This is a genomic window from Marinoscillum sp. (assembly GCF_965229915.1).
Lineage (GTDB): Bacteria > Bacteroidota > Bacteroidia > Cytophagales > Cyclobacteriaceae > Marinoscillum.
This window is the reverse complement of the sequence record NZ_CBDDJZ010000001.1, coordinates 2,456,337-2,472,910: the sequence shown is the minus strand read 5'-3', so window position 1 is coordinate 2,472,910 and position 16,574 is coordinate 2,456,337. Positions and strand designations below refer to the sequence as shown.

Here is a 16,574-nt window from a genome sequence, read left to right as displayed (position 1 = left end):
AATTGCTAGTTTTGAAACAAACCATTTTTCAGCTGGAGACTTGCTGATCCTTCGATTACAAACACCCATTGGATGAAGTCTTCAGTACATCTAAACTGATACGTTTGTATCTTATCGAATTGGATGGATGGATCCATTTTGTTATTCAAAGGGGTATTGGAAATGCCCCTGACAATCAATTCGTCCAGATCATCAAAGAATGGTTTGGTGTCTACCTGTATCTGACTGCTGAGGTACTCCTCTATAAAGTCATGTGATATCCAGTCGGCCATTTTGAGGAGGTCGTCATCCGAGTCTATTTCATATTGAAAGTCAGAGAGGCTCATAGACTGATTGGCATTTAAAATGGGGACGCCACTTACCTTCACGGTTCCTGTTACATCACCAGAGACTTGCAAGTCGATTTGCAATCGCTGACCATTGGGTTTGGCTTTGGCTGATTGGATGGTAATGGTGTATCTTTCATAGGAAAAAGGTTCATTCTTGAGCATCTCGGTGAGCAGTTGGGAGAGCTGGTTATATCCGATCTGTACATCTGGATAGATGAGGAGTTTGTTATCTGTATTGAGTGGTTCCTTGCGAACAGGCAGAGGTTGAGCTTCTGTAGGGGTTTTATCGGTATTTAGAATAAGCTTGGACCGGTACTCTACATGTAGGGATAAGGTATCTCTTTTGACAGGCATGAGTTTGCCATTAAGAGCGTTTGCTTGTGTATGAAGATATAACGGTTGAGGATTTTTGGCTACTCGGAGTGGTTTTTGAATATCAGCGTAAACTTTAGCAGTGACTGATCTAAAGTCCAGTGATGAACGAACGGCCTGACAGATAACATTTGACAAGTCATCCCGATGCTCATCAATAACACCGTTGATGATTTTCTCCACATTGAACGATATACCCATAAAGGAGAACGTGTCCATTCCCTCCAGGTCGAAACTCTGATATTGACAAGCCACATTCATGTCCCACTGGTCTGAAAGGGATATGCTAGCCGAAGCACGAAGGATTCCTGAAAATGAAACGGGGGTATCTTCATTCGAGAAGGTAATGCCCATTACTTTTTTCTTAATTGCTGCATCCACATCGAGCGGGATAGAAGCGTAGGCTTCTCCATCTCTAAAATTGAGTTTTAAATTTCCCTTGCGCCTTACCTTCAGAAAAAGGGTATCGTCCTTATCCTTCAGGGCCACCGCATCATCAAAAAGTGTTTGTGGCAGTACCCTGTTTACTCCCAGCTCAAGTTCTTTGATGGGAAAATCAACCCGAAAGCTCAGGTAGGAAGGCGGTGTTTCTAAAGGAGTAAGTAGTGCCTCAGACTCACGGGTTAGCTGGTCGCAACCCATGGTCAAGATCAATGCAAGAATCCACAGCTTTTTCATACAGTTGTGAAGTAATAAAAAAGCAGTGGAAATTTGGCTATTCGTCTCTCAAATATTCAATTGGATTGGCACGACTTACTCTGGATATCTGGCTAAAAATGGTAATAGTTGCAACCAGGGTGCCAATAAGAATGGTACTGAGGACTATTCCAATGCTGAAACTCGTGTGGTAGGGGAAATTTTCTAGCCAGGTGATGATGAGCTGTCTACTGATTAGTAGTCCTACTATCAGTCCTCCGAAAATAATCAGGAGGAACCGTTTACCATACAACAGGTAAAGACTGCTCTCCGTGGCACCAAGCACTTTCCTGATGCTGATCTCTTTAAGCCGCTGTGTCAGATTAAGTGCTATGAGACCTAGAAGTCCTGTTGCGGCGAGCAGTATAGAGATCAAACATCCTATTCCCACCAGGCGCATAAGTAGCTTTTCGGATTTGAAGGCTTTTTCGTAGTAGTCCTGAAGAAATACATATTCGGTGGGAAATGGATCAAAGTGTGATCGGGCTATTTCATCTAGCCTATTCTGATCAAAGGCCTCCATTGACCCCAATTTGACATAGGCTGCTCCAATCGGATAGATGTCGCACTGGTAGACCACCAGTGGTTCTATTTTCTGCTTGACGGATTCAAAATGGTAGTCTTCAATTACCCCGATGATTTGTGGGTTTTCCAAATCTCCGTATTTAAAAGGCACCCTTTGACCTACCGGATTTTGTAAGTCCATGGCCTTGACAAAAGCTTCATTCACAATGATTTTGTCCAATTGGTCCGCGGGTAGGCTCGGATCGAAATTTCTGCCAGCGATCAAATCTATTTCAAGCATTGAGAGTAGATCGTTGTGAATTCTGAGGTGACGTGTTTCTACTTCTACGCCATCTTCCAGCGTAATAATGGTGCCATTGTAACCACTGATTCCAGCGGTGGATTGTACCATGGACTCTTGGTTGAGTTCTTGGAGGAAGCGAACTATCTTTTCCTCATCTCCAGGTAGGTAATCATAGTAGAGGACGTTTTCGGGATTGACTTTTGTATCGAAAGCACTCAGATACTGAAGTTGATTGTTCATAGTAAGCATCCCTGTAATAAGTATGGTTGCGATTACAAACTGGATGGCAAGCAATCCTTGCGTGATCCATTTGCCGCTTCTGATTTTTTGTTCTCCTTTCAGCGATTTGACTATCGGAAAGCGTGAGAGTACCAATGCCGGATATGAGCCGCTGACCAGGGCACATACGATTAAGATACCTAAGGCCCCTATGGCGAAAACAGGATGCAAGAGTGATGAGATAGAGTAGCCTTTGTTTACGAACTCAGAGAAATAAGGCAGGATACCAATAAGAAGCGTGACACCCAGTATTGCGGCTAGTGCTGTAGACAAAAACGATTCAGAAATCAATTGGCTGAAAATGCCGGATTTTTGTGCGCCAAGGACTTTTCTAAGGGCCACTTCCCTGGCTCTATTGATGTAAAGACTGATGGTAAAGTTGGCATAGTTGATAACTGATATAACCAGGCAGAAAATCCCAACAGCCAAAAAAATAGTGATCAAACTCTGATTGCCGCCACTGGCTATTCCATTGTAATGTCCATATGTTGTATCAAGGTGGATTTCTGCGATTGGTTGCAGCTTGATTTGGGCGCGATCACCTATTTCTTCATCATTTTCAAGATGAAGTTGGTTTAGCTTTTCAGTTACAGTAGCAACGTCTGCGTCTGGTCGTATTTTCACCAGAGCATTCATGTTGATGTCAAACCATTGGACCAACCGGTTGGGCTTGGCGATTTTTCGATAATGCTCAAAGGAGATCATTGCATCTGTTTGAATAGAGCTGTTGCTGGGTAAGTCTTTATACACTCCGTTGATTACAAAGTCTTCTGGACCAAGTATGCTATTGATAGTGAGGATCTTACCTACAGCATTGCCTCTCAGGTTAAGTTTACTGGCGAGTGTCTCTGAGATGATTAGGTCATTGGGACTATCAAACGCCCCTCTAGCTCCTTCTAAAAACTCGAGTCCCAGCATGTCAATTATTTCCCGATCAACTCTTAGATAGTATTGATTGAGATACTCCTCTCCTTTTCGTATGACTCCATAACCGCTCTTGATATGGGAGATCGCTTCTACCTCAGGTATTTTCTCTTTGATCTGGTCCACCATTGCAGTGGAGCTGCCACCGATGTGATGGACATTGTCTGCGTGTGTGAGATCAATAACTGTGCGATAAAGCTGGTGATACTCTGGGAAATGCTTGTCATAGCTGCTTTCGTCATTGGCATAGAGGTAGGCAAGCCAGCAGCAGGCCAGACCCATGGCCAAACCCAAAATATTTAGAGTAGAGTATAGTTTGTGTTTCTTCAAAAACCTCCACCCAGTGGTCAGATAGTTTCGGTACATCATCATAAATCCTGTTAGTTGGGAGATGGGTTTTAAATGAGACAGACCTATCGATCGAAGCATTTCCCACAGGTAAAGTCTATTTGCTTTTCTGAGACCAAATTGCTCCAGGCGCCAATGATAAGCTTCCTGCAGATCACCCAGGATTTCCTCTCGTTGGTCCGTATGGATCAGAAAGGAAAATAGTCGCTCCGGCCACTTTGGTGGTTTGATCTGCCGATTCATAGGTTGAAGTTTAGTTTAGGTACCAGTTTCCACATTTCGCTTCGTTTCTCTTGTAGATCTCTGGCAGCCTTGTAGCCTTTATTGGTTGCACGGTAAATCCGCTTTCTTCTACCTCCACGCTCGGCAGTTGGTTCTCCCATTTCTGAGCTGACTAGACCTTTTTTCTCAAGACGCTTAAGCACTACATGAATAGCTGGAAGAGATATGGACTGGTCCAGCTGGTCCTGATACTCCTTGGCAATATCTACTCCATAGGTTTCATGTTTAATCAATAGAATGATGAGGATCAGTTCTTCAAGAACTCCAAGCTGTAAATTCATATAATTAACAAATGTTTAAGTAATGAGTACGCATATTATTAACTAAAGTTTAACATATATCCAAAATTACCTACCTCCTTGAGGCTGTGACATTTATTTACATTTCAAATGCACCATTTATTCAAAACTTCACGTTATTGGAATGACAACATCTCCTAACCAATAATGCTGAATCTGGATAATATCCATAAGTCTTACCATCTTGGTAAGCAGTCGATGCACGTGCTAAAAGGGATCAATCTCACTATTGAAGAAGGTGAGTTGGTCTCCATCATGGGCTCTTCTGGCTCAGGCAAATCCACACTTCTGAATATTCTGGGTATACTAGACAGCTATGACGAAGGCCAATACAACCTGGGTGGGCACCTCATTAAGAACCTTTCCGAAGGCAAGGCTGCCAAACTGAGAAATGACCTGATCGGGTTCGTGTTCCAGTCTTTCAATCTCCTCAATTTTAAGAATGCTGTAGAAAACGTGGCATTGCCCCTTTACTACCAGAAAATGAGTCGGAAGAAGCGCAACACTATAGCAGAAGGCTATCTGGAGCGTGTGGGATTGAAAGAATGGTCCAACCATTTACCCAATGAAATGTCTGGTGGCCAGAGGCAGCGTGTGGCTATAGCACGCGCACTGATCACGAACCCCAAAATCATTCTTGCCGATGAACCAACGGGAGCGCTGGATAGCACTACGTCCAAGGAGGTGATGAATATTTTCAAGGAAGTCAATGCCTCGGGAAAGACCATTCTCATTGTGACTCATGAGAATGACGTAGCGGCTGAAACCGAACGGGTCATTATGATCAAAGATGGATTGATTCTCAACGAAAACTATGACTTGACCCATGTTTGATCTGGATAAATGGCAGGAGATTTTTCAGGCGATCGCCAAAAATAAGATGCGAACATTCGCCACGGCATTTGGCGTGTTCTGGGGCATCTTGATGCTGATTCTTTTACTAGGGGCTGGTCAGGGATTACAAAATGGCGTACAGCATAGTATGTTACTGGATGCTATTAACAGCATTTGGGTCATTCCGACACGAACCTCTATGTCCTATGAAGGCATGCCTTCTGGAAGGCAACATCCATTGCAGGAGGAGGACCTGGAGTCTGTGGATTCAGAAATCGGAGGTATCGAGTTCATGTCACCAGAAAACTGGATGCAAGGTAGCTATCTTGTGAAGTATAAAAACCGCGGAAGTGCCTTTGGAGTATACGGTACCAAATCGGATTATTTCGATATTAAGGTGACTATGAAGGTGAGTGGAGGCCGCGCCCTCAACCTGCTCGACGATCGTGAAAAACGCAAAGTTTGTTACATTGGCAGCCGAATTGTAGAATCCTTGTTTCCAGAAGGGGTAGATCCTGTAGGTCAATACCTGGACATCAAGGGGAGTATGTTTAAGGTCGTGGGCACCTTTGAGTTTGAGGCATCTAACCAAATGGATCAGGCATCCAGGGTTTACATTCCTTTTTCGACCTTTCAGCAAATATTCAATCCTGAAAAGTCTGTTTCTCTATTTGCCGTAACCACTGGACCAGGTCGAATGGGAAAGGATCTGGAGAATGACATTGTAGAGCTTTTGAAAATCAGACAGAGTATTCACCCGGATGACAACCAGGCATTTTGGGTTCACAATCAGGAAGAGAATTTCAGACAGGTTCAAGGCCTCTTTGATGGGATCAAGACATTCATTTGGATCGTGGGAATTGGCACGCTCACGGCTGGTATAGTAGGTGTCAGCAATATCATGATCATAGTGGTGAAAGAGCGTACCAAAGAAATAGGCATACGCAAAGCCATGGGTGCCACTCCTAACAGCATTGTTGGGTTGATTCTACAGGAGTCTATTTTTATCACTGCTGTGGCTGGCTATATCGGATTGTTTCTAGGAGTGGTGCTGCTGGAATCTGTAAACTATGCTTTGGACGCTATGGGTGCGGATAGTGAATTTTTCAGAAGACCAGAGGTCAATTTTCAGGTAGCCATTATATCGTTAGTTATTCTGGTAGTGTCTGGAGGATTGGCGGGTCTGTTCCCTGCTTTGCGTGCTGCTAATATTAAACCTGTAGAAGCCTTAAAAGACGAATAAGATGTTTGACCAGGACAAATGGGAAGAGATATGGCAAACCATCAAGAAGCATAAGCTGCGAACAGCCTTGACTTCATTTGGTGTGTTCTGGGGAATATTCATGTTGGTTTTGCTGCTTGGGGCTGGCAATGGTTTGCACAATGGGGTAATGCAAAACTTCAACATTGCTAAGAATGCCGTATTTGTTTGGACGGAAGTGACGTCTGTTCCATATGCAGGCTTTCAGGCCGGAAGGTCAATTGATCTAACTACCGATGATTATGAGTCGCTCAAGCAGATTAAGCAACTCAGAACCGTCTCACCTCGCATACGTGTAAGCTCACGATTTGGAGGAGGTCAGATTACCATGAGTTATGACGATAAAGACGTTTCTTATGCTTTGATGGGAGATTACCCTCAGTATCTTGAGATACAACCACTGTGGATTACAGAAGGTCGTTTCATCAATCAATTTGATATAGATGGGAAGCGCAAGGTGGCTATACTCGGAAAAAGAGTGAAAGAGGACTTGTTTCAAGAGCGAGAAGCAATCGGAGAGTTCATCAAAATCAATGGTGTACCGTTCAAGGTAGTTGGCATTTTTGATTCGAAGGCTACAGGTGAGGACGCTCGCAACGACATCCAGATTGTACACATCCCTGGAACCACAGCCCAGCAGACATTCAATATGGGCAATAGCATTGGCTGGTTTGGCTGTATCCCAAATCCAGGCACTTCAGGCTTGGAAGCAGAGGAAATCATCAAAGCTGAATTGCGTAAACGGCATAAGATCGCTCCGAATGACCGACAGGCACTGGGCAGCTTTAACGTAGAGCAGGAGTTTCAGGAGATGCAAGGTTTGTTTTCGGGGATTGCCGCTTTTAGTTGGTTGGTAGCCATCGGTACCATTCTGGCAGGAATGATCGGAGTTGGGAATATCATGCTCATCATTGTCAAAGAAAGAACTAAAGAAATCGGGATACGCAAGTCTATTGGTGCCCGGCCATGGTCTATCATCAGTATGATCATTCAAGAGTCCATGGTCATCTCCGGATTGTCTGGTTACTTCGGCCTGGTAGCAGGAGTAGCCCTGGTGGAGGGTATTAGCTATGCCATGAAAGAGTTCGGCATGCAAAGTGAGTTTTTTGCCAACCCGGAAATCGATTTTCAGGCGGCTTTTTCTGCCATAATTGTCTTGCTCATTTCGGGTGTTATTGCAGGATTGATTCCCGGAATAAAGGCAGCTCGGGTGGACCCGGTAGTTGCCTTGCGAGATGAATAATAGAATCTAACTTAACTCAGAATAAAGATGAAACGCATTTTAATTGGATTGGTAGTAGTGATCATTATCGCTGCATTTGTTGGGACAGGGTACTTCCTTTATCAAAAATCAGAAGAACCTCCGATAGTATTCGAAACGGATCAGCCGTTTCGTACAGATATTATCAAAAAGACGATTGCCACAGGTTCGATTGTGCCACGCAAAGAAGTGGCACTGAAATCGCAAGTGTCAGGCGTAGTAGACAAGCTTTATGTAGAAGAAGGGGCTAATGTAAAAGTCGGAGACCTTATTGCCAAGATCAAAATCATCCCGAATGTGGTAGCACTTAACAATGCGCAGGCACAGCTGTCAACAGCTCAAATCAACTATGACAATGCCGAAAAGGAACTGAAGCGTCAAAAAGAGCTATTTGACGAACGCGTGATTTCCGAATTTGACTACAACCAGTTTTTGCTTGACTTTAAGCTCAGAAAGCAGGAAGTAGAGGCCGCAGAAAATAATCTGGAGCTCATCAAGGAAGGATCCTCCCAAAAAACCGGTAACGTCTCCAACCTTGTGCGGTCCACTGTAGATGGTATGATTCTGGATATCCCCGTTAAGGAAGGAACGTTCATCATCGAATCCAACACCTTCAATGAGGGAACTTCTATTGCTACTATTGCAGATATGAGTGAGATGATCTTTGAAGGAAAAGTGGATGAATCTGAGGTAGGTAAAATCTCAGAGGGAATGGAGCTGGCATTGAGTGTAGGAGCTATTGAAGGGGTGGTTTTTGATGCCAGGCTTGAATTCATCTCACCAAAAGGAGAGACTGACGATGGAGCGATCAAATTTGACATCAAGGCAGCGGTCTCTTTGAAGGATGATTATTTCCTCCGGGCGGGATATAGTGCCACAGCCGACATCATTTTGCAGAAGGCAGAGAATGTATTAGCCATCAAAGAGAGCAACTTGATTTTTGATGGAGAGGAGATTTTTGTGGAGGTGCAAGTTTCAGACCAACAGTTTGAACGCAGAAAGATCGAAACTGGGCTCAGTGATGGTATCAATATCCAGATTGCTCAGGGCTTGCAAGAGAACGAACAGATCAAGAAACTTTAGTTTTAGCCACTCAAAGAAATTCTGCAACGCCCGGGGAAATCTTTCGTATAGGCTCACATGCAGAAGTTGTTAGTGGTGTTTATATCATTTTCTTTGGTGGCTTGTAAGTACAGTGCAGAGCAAGCACAGAAGGTAGTAGATCAAGCTGTAAAAGCCCACGGTCAGTACAAATTGGATCAAGTGAAAATCTCATTTGATTTTAGAGATAAGTCCTATTCCGCATGGAGGTCCTCTGACCAATATACCTATACTCGGTCATATATTGATTCTTTGGAGTTGATAGAAGATATACTGATCAATAGCTCTAAGTTCACTAGAATGATCAATGGAGACACGATCAATTTGCCAGATAGCATGGTGGTGAAGTATAGTAATTCCGTGAATTCAGTACTCTATTTTGTGCAGCTTCCCTACCTGCTCAATGATCCAGCTGTCATCAAGTCGTATGAAGGTACGCAAACCATCGAAAACACGATCTATGACGTGATCAAGGTGCAGTTCAAGTCGGAAGATGGAGGAAAGGACTTTGAAGATGAATACCGATACTGGTTCAATCAACGAACGCATATGATGGACTATATGGCCTACAATTACTTGACTGATGGAGGTGGAGTTCGTTTTCGTGAGGCATACAATCGTTCTGAGCGAATGGGTATGGTATTTCAGGATTATATCAATTATGAAGTTCCTCTCGGCACCCCTCTTGGGAAGATACCAACCATGTTTGAGCAAGGAAAGCTTAGGGAGCTGTCCCGCATTATCAATGAAAACATCAAAGTAACCAAAAGGTAATTACCTCGGGTCGCCGCTCATTGTTTTCTTGCCCCTGGTCATGAAGATGTACAGCATGACTATACCGGCTAGAGTCAAGGGAATACTTAAGATCTGCCCCATGTTCAGTGCCATGCCTTCTTCAAAGGCCTCCTGGTTCATTTTGAAAAATTCATCTACGAATCGTTCTGACCAGAGTAAAATCATGAACAGGGCAAAATTGAATCCTTGAGGTAAATAGAACCTCTTATTTTTCCAAATCAGGAAAAAGATCACCATCAATACCAGACAGGCAATGGCTTCATATAGTTGAGCCACATGACGCGAAATGCCCAATCCATAGATTTCAGCAACAGCTCGCCCATCCTTTTCATAAAACTTATAGGCGAGCGGTTGGTCTTTCCCAAAATCGATGTGTTGAACCACTTCAGTATATCGAAGCAAGGCACTTCGCAGCTGATTCTCAAAAAAATCTTTATCTGCAGAGGTGAGTTGTACGCCTCGGGCATAGGTAATTTTTGCAGTGATAGGATGCAGCCCTGGCTGGTCTGATACCATGTCACCACCCTTTTCAAAGGTTACATCTTCAATTTTTCGATCATCATACCTGAGCACGTCTTCAGTAAATCTAGCATAGACTACACCCATATTGGAGTTGGTCATGGTGCCCTCCATTTCGGAGTTGAAGAAGTTTCCCGTTCGGATCATAGCACCCGTCAAAGCTGCCACAATCACCAGCCTGTCCAGCATCCACAGCATCGGGTACTGCGGGTATTTCTTGCCAAATAAATAGATCGCCGTGATGATGCCTAGCGCACCACCGTGTGAGGCCAGACCACCTTCCCACACTTTGAGGATTTCAAGCGGATTGGTTAAGTAAAACCCTGGGTTGTAAAATAGGCAATGACCAAGCCTGGCACCTACGATTACAGCCACAACCATGTACACAGTCAATTTCTCTACATCCTTTTCTGGTCTCCCTTCTTGTTTGAAGACCCAAAACATGACTTGCTGTGACAGGATAAAGCCCCCGGCAAAGAGCAGCCCATACCAGCGCACAGGATGGTCTATTCCCGGAATCACGAAGATGTTGGGATCAGGACTCCAGATGAGGAAATTAAGAATAAAATCCATTGATTAATGTGTTTTCCAAAAATATGGTGTAAATAGCATCAGCACCGTAAAAAGCTCTAACCGACCTAGCAGCATCAAAAACGAAAGCAACCATTTACCAGGAGCAGATATACTCGCAAAGTTATCAACCGGCCCCACTTCTCCAATACCCGGCCCGATATTTCCCAGACAGGTAGCCACAGAACCTATAGCAGTATCGAAATCCGCCCCGAAAATACCCATCAACATGGATCCAAAAGCGAAAATGAAAATGTAGATCATGATAAAGGCCAGGATGTTGTAGGTAATTTCTCTTGAAACTGCCTTTCCGTTAAATCTTACGGGTATGACGGCATTTGGATGTAGCTGTCGTTTGATTTCTAAAAAGCTATTTCTAATCAGGATCAGATGCCTGACTATTTTCACACCTCCAGCAGTAGACCCAGCCGATGCCCCAAAAAACATCATGAAGAAAAATAGTGCTGTAATGAATGGAGCCCAACTCGTGTAATCAGCTGTAATATAACCTGTAGTAGTCACTACGGAGACTACCTGAAAAAGGCCATCTCGGATCGATTTTTCAAAGCTCTCATTGCTAACATTGAATACAACCAATCCAACTATGATGCTGGCAGCAAGACAAAACCCTGCATAAGTTCTAAATTCCTCATTGTTCAGGACCTTTTTAAAATTCTTATGTAAGGCAAAGTAGGTCATGGTAAAGTTGGTACCTGCCAGGAACATGAACACAATGATTACATACTGAATAAACGGTGAGGTGAAATAGGCAATACTGGCATTTTTGGTAGAAAAACCTCCTGTTGCCATGGTTGTAAGACTGTGATTAATGGCGTCATAAAAGGACATGCCCCCTACCCAAAGAAGGATGGTTTCCGTAAATGTAAGCCCCAGGTAGATGAGCCAAAGTCTTTTAGCTGTTTCTTTGATTCTAGGCTGGAGCTTATCTGGAGAAATACCCGGAGCTTCAGCCACGAAGAGCTGCATTCCCCCAATTCCTAAAATAGGGAGTATAGCCACTGTGAGTACGATGATTCCCATTCCACCAATCCATTGAGTCAAACTCCTCCAGAAGAGAATGCCTTTATGAACAGACTCAATGTCCGTAAGAATGGTAGCTCCAGTCGTTGAAAAACCACTGAGTGTTTCAAAGAATGCATCAGTAAGGTTTGGGATCGCCCCACTGAGAATATATGGAACTGAGCCAAAGAAAGACATGAACAGCCATCCAAAGGTTACTACAATGTAGCCATCCCGTTTTTTGATTTCTTTGCTTAGGTTTTTCCTGGAAAAGAACCACATACAAAAACCCGCAATAGCCGTGATAACTGATGACCCAAGAATGGCCCACAGGTCTCCCTCCTGATAATACAGGCTAAAAGGAATGCATGTCAGCATAAAGGCCCCATTCAGCATCAGTAAGGTGCCCAGGATGTTGACGATGACGCGGTAATTAAAGAGCATATTAGTTAAAGAACCCTTCCACTTTATGGATGCATTCAGACTTGGAGAGAACTACCACTCGATCCTTAGGCTGGAAGGAGAAATTGCCTCGTACGGTATGTCCCACTCCCTTACGGATCACACCACCAATTATGGCAGTTTTAGGGAAGTCAAGGTTTCGTAGTTCGTGTTGCAAGATTTTAGAGTCAGGTTGTACTTCAAATTCAAGAATTTCGGCATCTACACCATGAATACTCGTGATGTTGAGCACTTGTCCTTTTCGAATATACCTGAAAATAAAGTTCGCCGCAATTAGTTTTTTGTTGATCAGGGTATCTACCCCGATATTCTGAGACAAGTGAATGTAATCAATATTCTCAACCGCAGCGATCGTTTTTTTCACCCCATTGTTCTTGGCTACCAGACAGGAGATGATATTAGTCTCTGAGTTGCCAGTCACCGCAATCACCGCATCCATGCGATCAATTCCCTCTTCTTTGAGTAGATCTATGTCACGGCCATCTCCGTTGATGATCATGGTGTCCGTAAGTTCATCGGCCAGGGTGAAGCACTTGTCTTTGTCCTGCTCGATGAGTTTGATGTTGTATTTTTTGCTGAGTTGCTTAGCAGTGTTAATCCCTACTTTACTTCCTCCCAGTATCATCACATTCTTGATTTCGATACTCTCTTTTCCCGCCAGTGACATCACACGATCGATACCACTTGGTTCGGTGATGAAGTAGGCATGATCGTTCAGCTGAAATTGATTTTCACCGTGAGGGATTATGGTTTGATTCTCACGAAGGATGGCCACAGTAGTGAAATTATGATCCGGATTTAAGTAAGCTGTTTCGGTAAGGGATTTATCCTTCAGCTCGGAGTGCTCATCTACGGTAATCCCAACTAGCGAAAGCATGCCTTTCTCAAATTCGAATGTATCTGTAAGAGCTGATTGCTTGAGTAGTCTCTTAATCTCTCGTGCTGCCAATGATTCAGGTGAGATGATCTCGTCAATACCAAGGTTTTTCAAATCACACTTCTCACGCTGATGGAGGAACTCTGTATTCGATATTCTGGCTACCGTCCGTTTGGCGCCGAGGTTTTTACCAATGATCGCCGTGGTGAGGTTAGTTTCTTCAATTGAAGTAACGGCAATCAGCAAATCTGCCTTAGATACATTGGCCTCTTCTAGCACAGAAATAGAGGTACTACTTCCTTTGATGGTATGCACGTCCAGGTGAGTGGAGGCATGTTCCAGCACGGTGGCATCCTGATCGATGAGGATGATATCCTGTTCCTCAAAAGCCAAAAGCTTGGCCAGGTGAAAACCCAAATCTCCAGCACCTGCAATGATTATTCTCATAGCATTTCCTTAATGGCGGTAAATATAAGACAATCTATAACCAGAGAACCAAACTTAGAGTTCATATTCGACAAGACTTTCGGAAGAAACGTTCGATACCATTATCCAGGTGTTTTTGCTACTTTTCTACTACCTGGCTGAAGTACGCCCTGGAAGCACGCACTACCTTGGGTGCCAGCATGATCGCTCCAATCATGGTAGGGATAGACATGAGTCCATATGCTACGAACACAATATTGACCACCATACTCAGGCTGGACACGGAACCTACGATAATCAAGGCAATGTACCAGTAGTTGAACAACCGTCCATATCGTACTCCTATTAAGAATGACAAACATTTTTGTCCGTAATAGGCCAGACCGAAAACGGTGGTAATGGCAAAGATGATCACACAAATCAATAGGATAATCGGTCCGAAACCTGGCAAAGACTTGGCAAAAGCACTTGCTGTGAGAAGTATTCCGTTGGCTTCTCCTGAGTTCCATACACCAGTGATGATGATGCATAGACCTGTCATGGTACAAATAACCAGCGTATCGATGGCAGGCCCGAGCATGGCCACCAGACCCTCCCTCACAGGTTCTTTGGTTTTGGCAGCTCCATGCATCATGGGAGCTGTCCCTATACCTGCTTCGTTGGAGAAAGCCGCTCGTTTGGCTCCTTCAATGACAATCATACCAAAAGCTCCACCTAGTGCTGCTTTTGCCGAAAAGGCATCTTCTATGATGAACAAGAACGATGGGATCACCTCCGCATAGTTCAGCAGTAGTATCAGCACCACACTACCTGTGTAGAGCAGTACCATCGCAGGGACCAATTTAGAGGCCACATTACCGATTCGTTTAATCCCGCCGAGTATAACTGCTGCAACCAGGACCGCAATGACTAAACCAACCGTCAGGTCAGTAAAGAATTGATCTTTAAATGCCAATCCATAAGGTTCCAGGAAGACGTCTCTAATCACGACCACCATTTGATTGGCCTGAAAGACTGGCGTGGCACCAAAGAAGCCTACCACAGAAAAAAAGATGGCTAGAGGCATCCAGTTTTTCCCCAAACCCTCCCGGATGTAATACATGGGGCCTCCTTGGAGTTCTCCTTCTGAGTCTGGTCCACGATACATGACGGATAAGGTACAGGTGAAAAATTTGGTGGCCATACCGAAGAATGCACTTACCCACATCCAAAAGATGGCTCCTGGCCCTCCTGCAAAGATGGCAAGAGCTACACCACTGATATTTCCCATACCAATAGTGGCTGCAAGAGCTCCGGAGAGTGCCTGGAAATGATTGATGTCTCCAGGATCATCTGGATCGTCGTATTTTCCTCGCAAGACATTTACCGCGTGGCGGAAATATCTAAATGGCAAAAACCTGGAATAGACCATGAAGAAGAACCCTCCTCCAAGTAACAATACCAATAAAGGCATCCCCCAGATAAAATCTGAGGCTGCAGCAAAAAACTGTTCTAGCGTCATGAGTTAGGTTCTTTTTCCAGGAGTGGTTGTAAGATAGGCCATACGTTTTCGGCCACAATTTGATGTCCTTCGGGAGTGGGGTGAATGCCGTCGTTCAGGTTAAGATCAGGGTTTCCAGCTACTCCATCCAGGAGAAAAGGAATCAATTCTGTATTCGACTCTTCAGCTATTTCGCTAAACATACCTTGGAATTTACCTGTATACTCATTGCCCAGATTGGGAGGCACTTGCATACCTGCCAGTATAATTTTGACGTCTGGATTAGCTTCTCGCACTTTGTTGATGATGCCTTTTAGATTTTTCTTAGTTTCATCCAAATCTAATCCACGAAGACCATCATTGGCACCAAGTTCCAGCACAAAGATGTCTGGAACAGTCTGAAGCACCCAGTCAATCCGATTGAGACCGCCAGCCGATGTTTCACCGCTGAGACCGGCATTGACTACTTTATATGTATATCCAAGTGAATCCAATCGATTTTGAATCAAAGCGGGAAATGCATCTTTGATGTCTAGTTGGTACCCGGCAGTAATGCTGTTTCCAAAGAACAGAATAACAGGTGTCGACTTTTCTTTTGGTGCCTCTGTTACTTGGGACTCTGCTGAAGTCTGTTGCTGAGCTTGAGTTTTGTCAGCATTTCCACAGGAGTATATAAAGCTGGTGAATGCCAACAAAATGTACATTGTATATCTTACCATACTGGAGTCTTTGATCTGATCAGTCAGGTTTTGCAAGGTCAAGTCTCGAAATTAACCCAAATTTCGTTGTTTAACGAAATTTGCCTGCTAGGCTGATGAAAACATAGTTTGGTCAAGGTTAATCTAGACAAAAATGCTGTTGAGCGTTTTAGTCATTAAATTCAGGATTAATAAACATGATTTAAGCGATTACGTTTTTATCTTTTTAAACTCAAGATAAATGTCTGCAATACTTGAAGTATCCGCTCTATCTAAAACATTCAAAAGCGGATCAAGAGAGATCAAAGTTCTGGATGAAATTAACTTTCAGCTGGAAGAAGGTAAAACCATGTCTATTGTTGGTCCCTCTGGCAGTGGTAAAACAACCTTGCTGGGCTTATGCGCCGGACTCGATCGAGCTACGAACGGTTCTGTATCTCTAGATAACATCGTGTTAAACAAACTAAGTGAGGATGAACTGGCCCAATTGAGAAATCAGGAGGTGGGTTTTATTTTCCAAAACTTTCAGTTGATCCCCACACTCACAGCTTTGGAGAACGTGATGGTGCCTTTGGAGCTACGCGGTGAAAAGAACATCTCTGCTTTTGCGAAAGAACTTCTGAGCAGAGTGGGTCTTGGTGATCGATATGAGCACTATCCCAGCCAGTTGTCTGGAGGGGAGCAGCAGCGTGTCGCCATAGCCAGAGCATTTGCTAACAGGCCCAAAATACTCTTCGCAGATGAGCCCACAGGCAACCTCGATGAAGAAACCAGTCACTCCATCGAATCTTTACTCTTTGAAATCAACAAGGAACAGGGAACTACTTTAGTGATCGTCACACATGATGATGCCCTGGCGCATAAAACAGACCGAATTTTGAAGTTGAAAGGAGGGAAAATAGTTTCCTAATTTCAGGTTGTAAGTTTTAGGTT

The 16,574-nt window shown here is 43.9% G+C and carries 14 protein-coding genes; 6 read left to right on the top strand and 8 right to left on the bottom strand.

All coding sequences use genetic code 11. The features are described from left to right. Positions 1-5: 5 nt before the first annotated feature. From ACO067_RS10715 to ACO067_RS10705, 3 genes are read right to left on the bottom strand one after another with little or no spacing between them, the layout of a single operon-like run. Positions 6-1,379 (bottom strand): DUF4403 family protein, encoded by a 1,374-nt coding sequence (locus ACO067_RS10715; RefSeq protein ID WP_421873886.1) that lies wholly within the window; start codon positions 1,377-1,379, stop codon positions 6-8. A gap of 37 nt (positions 1,380-1,416) precedes the next feature. Further along, on the bottom strand, positions 1,417-3,999 hold the full coding sequence (locus tag ACO067_RS10710) for an FtsX-like permease family protein (RefSeq protein WP_421873884.1): 2,583 nt from the start codon (positions 3,997-3,999) through the stop codon (positions 1,417-1,419). Further along, the gene (locus tag ACO067_RS10705; protein WP_421873882.1) at positions 3,996-4,319 is read right to left on the bottom strand and encodes a PadR family transcriptional regulator; all 324 of its coding nucleotides are present in this window, start codon (positions 4,317-4,319) and stop codon (positions 3,996-3,998) included. The genes ACO067_RS10710 and ACO067_RS10705 overlap by 4 nt, the downstream gene beginning before the upstream one ends. Positions 4,320-4,484: 165 nt before the next feature. Between ACO067_RS10705 and ACO067_RS10700 the strand changes: the two genes are divergently transcribed. Genes ACO067_RS10700 through ACO067_RS10680 form a run of 5 tightly spaced genes read left to right on the top strand, consistent with a single transcriptional unit; the run spans position 4,485 to position 9,568 of the window. Beyond that, the gene (locus tag ACO067_RS10700) at positions 4,485-5,171 is read left to right on the top strand and encodes an ABC transporter ATP-binding protein (protein WP_421873880.1); all 687 of its coding nucleotides are present in this window, start codon (positions 4,485-4,487) and stop codon (positions 5,169-5,171) included. Further along, a complete protein-coding gene (locus ACO067_RS10695; protein ID WP_421873878.1) occupies positions 5,164-6,414 on the top strand; it encodes an ABC transporter permease in 1,251 nt (416 codons plus the stop codon). Before ACO067_RS10700 ends, ACO067_RS10695 begins: the two co-directional genes overlap by 8 nt. 1 nt (position 6,415) lies before the next feature. Next, positions 6,416-7,675, top strand: a complete 1,260-nt coding sequence (locus ACO067_RS10690) for an ABC transporter permease (protein ID WP_421873876.1) — start codon at positions 6,416-6,418, stop codon at positions 7,673-7,675. A 27-nt stretch (positions 7,676-7,702) separates the two neighbouring features. Further along, positions 7,703-8,776 (top strand): efflux RND transporter periplasmic adaptor subunit, encoded by a 1,074-nt coding sequence (locus tag ACO067_RS10685; protein ID WP_421873874.1) that lies wholly within the window; start codon positions 7,703-7,705, stop codon positions 8,774-8,776. Between the two features lie 57 nt (positions 8,777-8,833). Further along, positions 8,834-9,568 carry a DUF6503 family protein gene (locus ACO067_RS10680; protein ID WP_421873872.1) on the top strand — a complete coding sequence of 245 codons (735 nt, stop codon included), beginning with the start codon at positions 8,834-8,836 and terminating at the stop codon, positions 9,566-9,568. Here ACO067_RS10680 and ACO067_RS10675 read toward each other — a convergent pair whose 3' ends face one another. The 5 genes from ACO067_RS10675 to ACO067_RS10655 all read right to left on the bottom strand — a co-directional run bounded on the left by ACO067_RS10675 (position 9,569) and on the right by ACO067_RS10655 (position 15,662). Then, positions 9,569-10,681, bottom strand: coding sequence for a prolipoprotein diacylglyceryl transferase (locus ACO067_RS10675; RefSeq protein ID WP_421873870.1), 1,113 nt, complete (start codon positions 10,679-10,681; stop codon positions 9,569-9,571). Positions 10,682-10,684: 3 nt separating this feature from the next. Next, positions 10,685-12,142, bottom strand: coding sequence for a TrkH family potassium uptake protein (locus tag ACO067_RS10670; protein ID WP_421873868.1), 1,458 nt, complete (start codon positions 12,140-12,142; stop codon positions 10,685-10,687). Between the two features lies 1 nt (position 12,143). Beyond that, entirely contained in the window at positions 12,144-13,484 is a 1,341-nt protein-coding gene (gene trkA, locus ACO067_RS10665) for a Trk system potassium transporter TrkA (protein WP_421873866.1), read from the bottom strand. A 118-nt stretch (positions 13,485-13,602) separates the two neighbouring features. After that, on the bottom strand, positions 13,603-14,964 hold the full coding sequence (locus ACO067_RS10660; RefSeq protein ID WP_421873864.1) for an alanine/glycine:cation symporter family protein: 1,362 nt from the start codon (positions 14,962-14,964) through the stop codon (positions 13,603-13,605). Beyond that, positions 14,961-15,662, bottom strand: a complete 702-nt coding sequence (locus ACO067_RS10655) for an arylesterase (RefSeq protein WP_421873862.1) — start codon at positions 15,660-15,662, stop codon at positions 14,961-14,963. Before ACO067_RS10655 ends, ACO067_RS10660 begins: the two co-directional genes overlap by 4 nt. Before the next feature lie 220 nt (positions 15,663-15,882). Between ACO067_RS10655 and ACO067_RS10650 the strand changes: the two genes are divergently transcribed. Beyond that, entirely contained in the window at positions 15,883-16,551 is a 669-nt protein-coding gene (locus tag ACO067_RS10650) for an ABC transporter ATP-binding protein (RefSeq protein WP_421873860.1), read from the top strand. Positions 16,552-16,574 lie beyond the last annotated feature (23 nt).

Coding starts and splice junctions, on each gene's coding strand:
- ACO067_RS10685 (WP_421873874.1), top strand. CDS start 7,703: ATGAAACGCATTTTAATTGGATTGGTAGTAGTGATCATTATCGCTGCA.
- ACO067_RS10655 (WP_421873862.1), bottom strand. CDS start 15,662: ATGGTAAGATATACAATGTACATTTTGTTGGCATTCACCAGCTTTATA.
- ACO067_RS10710 (WP_421873884.1), bottom strand. CDS start 3,999: ATGAATCGGCAGATCAAACCACCAAAGTGGCCGGAGCGACTATTTTCC.
- ACO067_RS10705 (WP_421873882.1), bottom strand. CDS start 4,319: ATGAATTTACAGCTTGGAGTTCTTGAAGAACTGATCCTCATCATTCTA.
- ACO067_RS10660 (WP_421873864.1), bottom strand. CDS start 14,964: ATGACGCTAGAACAGTTTTTTGCTGCAGCCTCAGATTTTATCTGGGGG.
- ACO067_RS10675 (WP_421873870.1), bottom strand. CDS start 10,681: ATGGATTTTATTCTTAATTTCCTCATCTGGAGTCCTGATCCCAACATC.
- ACO067_RS10690 (WP_421873876.1), top strand. CDS start 6,416: ATGTTTGACCAGGACAAATGGGAAGAGATATGGCAAACCATCAAGAAG.
- ACO067_RS10650 (WP_421873860.1), top strand. CDS start 15,883: ATGTCTGCAATACTTGAAGTATCCGCTCTATCTAAAACATTCAAAAGC.
- ACO067_RS10680 (WP_421873872.1), top strand. CDS start 8,834: ATGCAGAAGTTGTTAGTGGTGTTTATATCATTTTCTTTGGTGGCTTGT.
- ACO067_RS10715 (WP_421873886.1), bottom strand. CDS start 1,379: ATGAAAAAGCTGTGGATTCTTGCATTGATCTTGACCATGGGTTGCGAC.
- trkA (WP_421873866.1), bottom strand. CDS start 13,484: ATGAGAATAATCATTGCAGGTGCTGGAGATTTGGGTTTTCACCTGGCC.
- ACO067_RS10700 (WP_421873880.1), top strand. CDS start 4,485: ATGCTGAATCTGGATAATATCCATAAGTCTTACCATCTTGGTAAGCAG.
- ACO067_RS10695 (WP_421873878.1), top strand. CDS start 5,164: ATGTTTGATCTGGATAAATGGCAGGAGATTTTTCAGGCGATCGCCAAA.
- ACO067_RS10670 (WP_421873868.1), bottom strand. CDS start 12,142: ATGCTCTTTAATTACCGCGTCATCGTCAACATCCTGGGCACCTTACTG.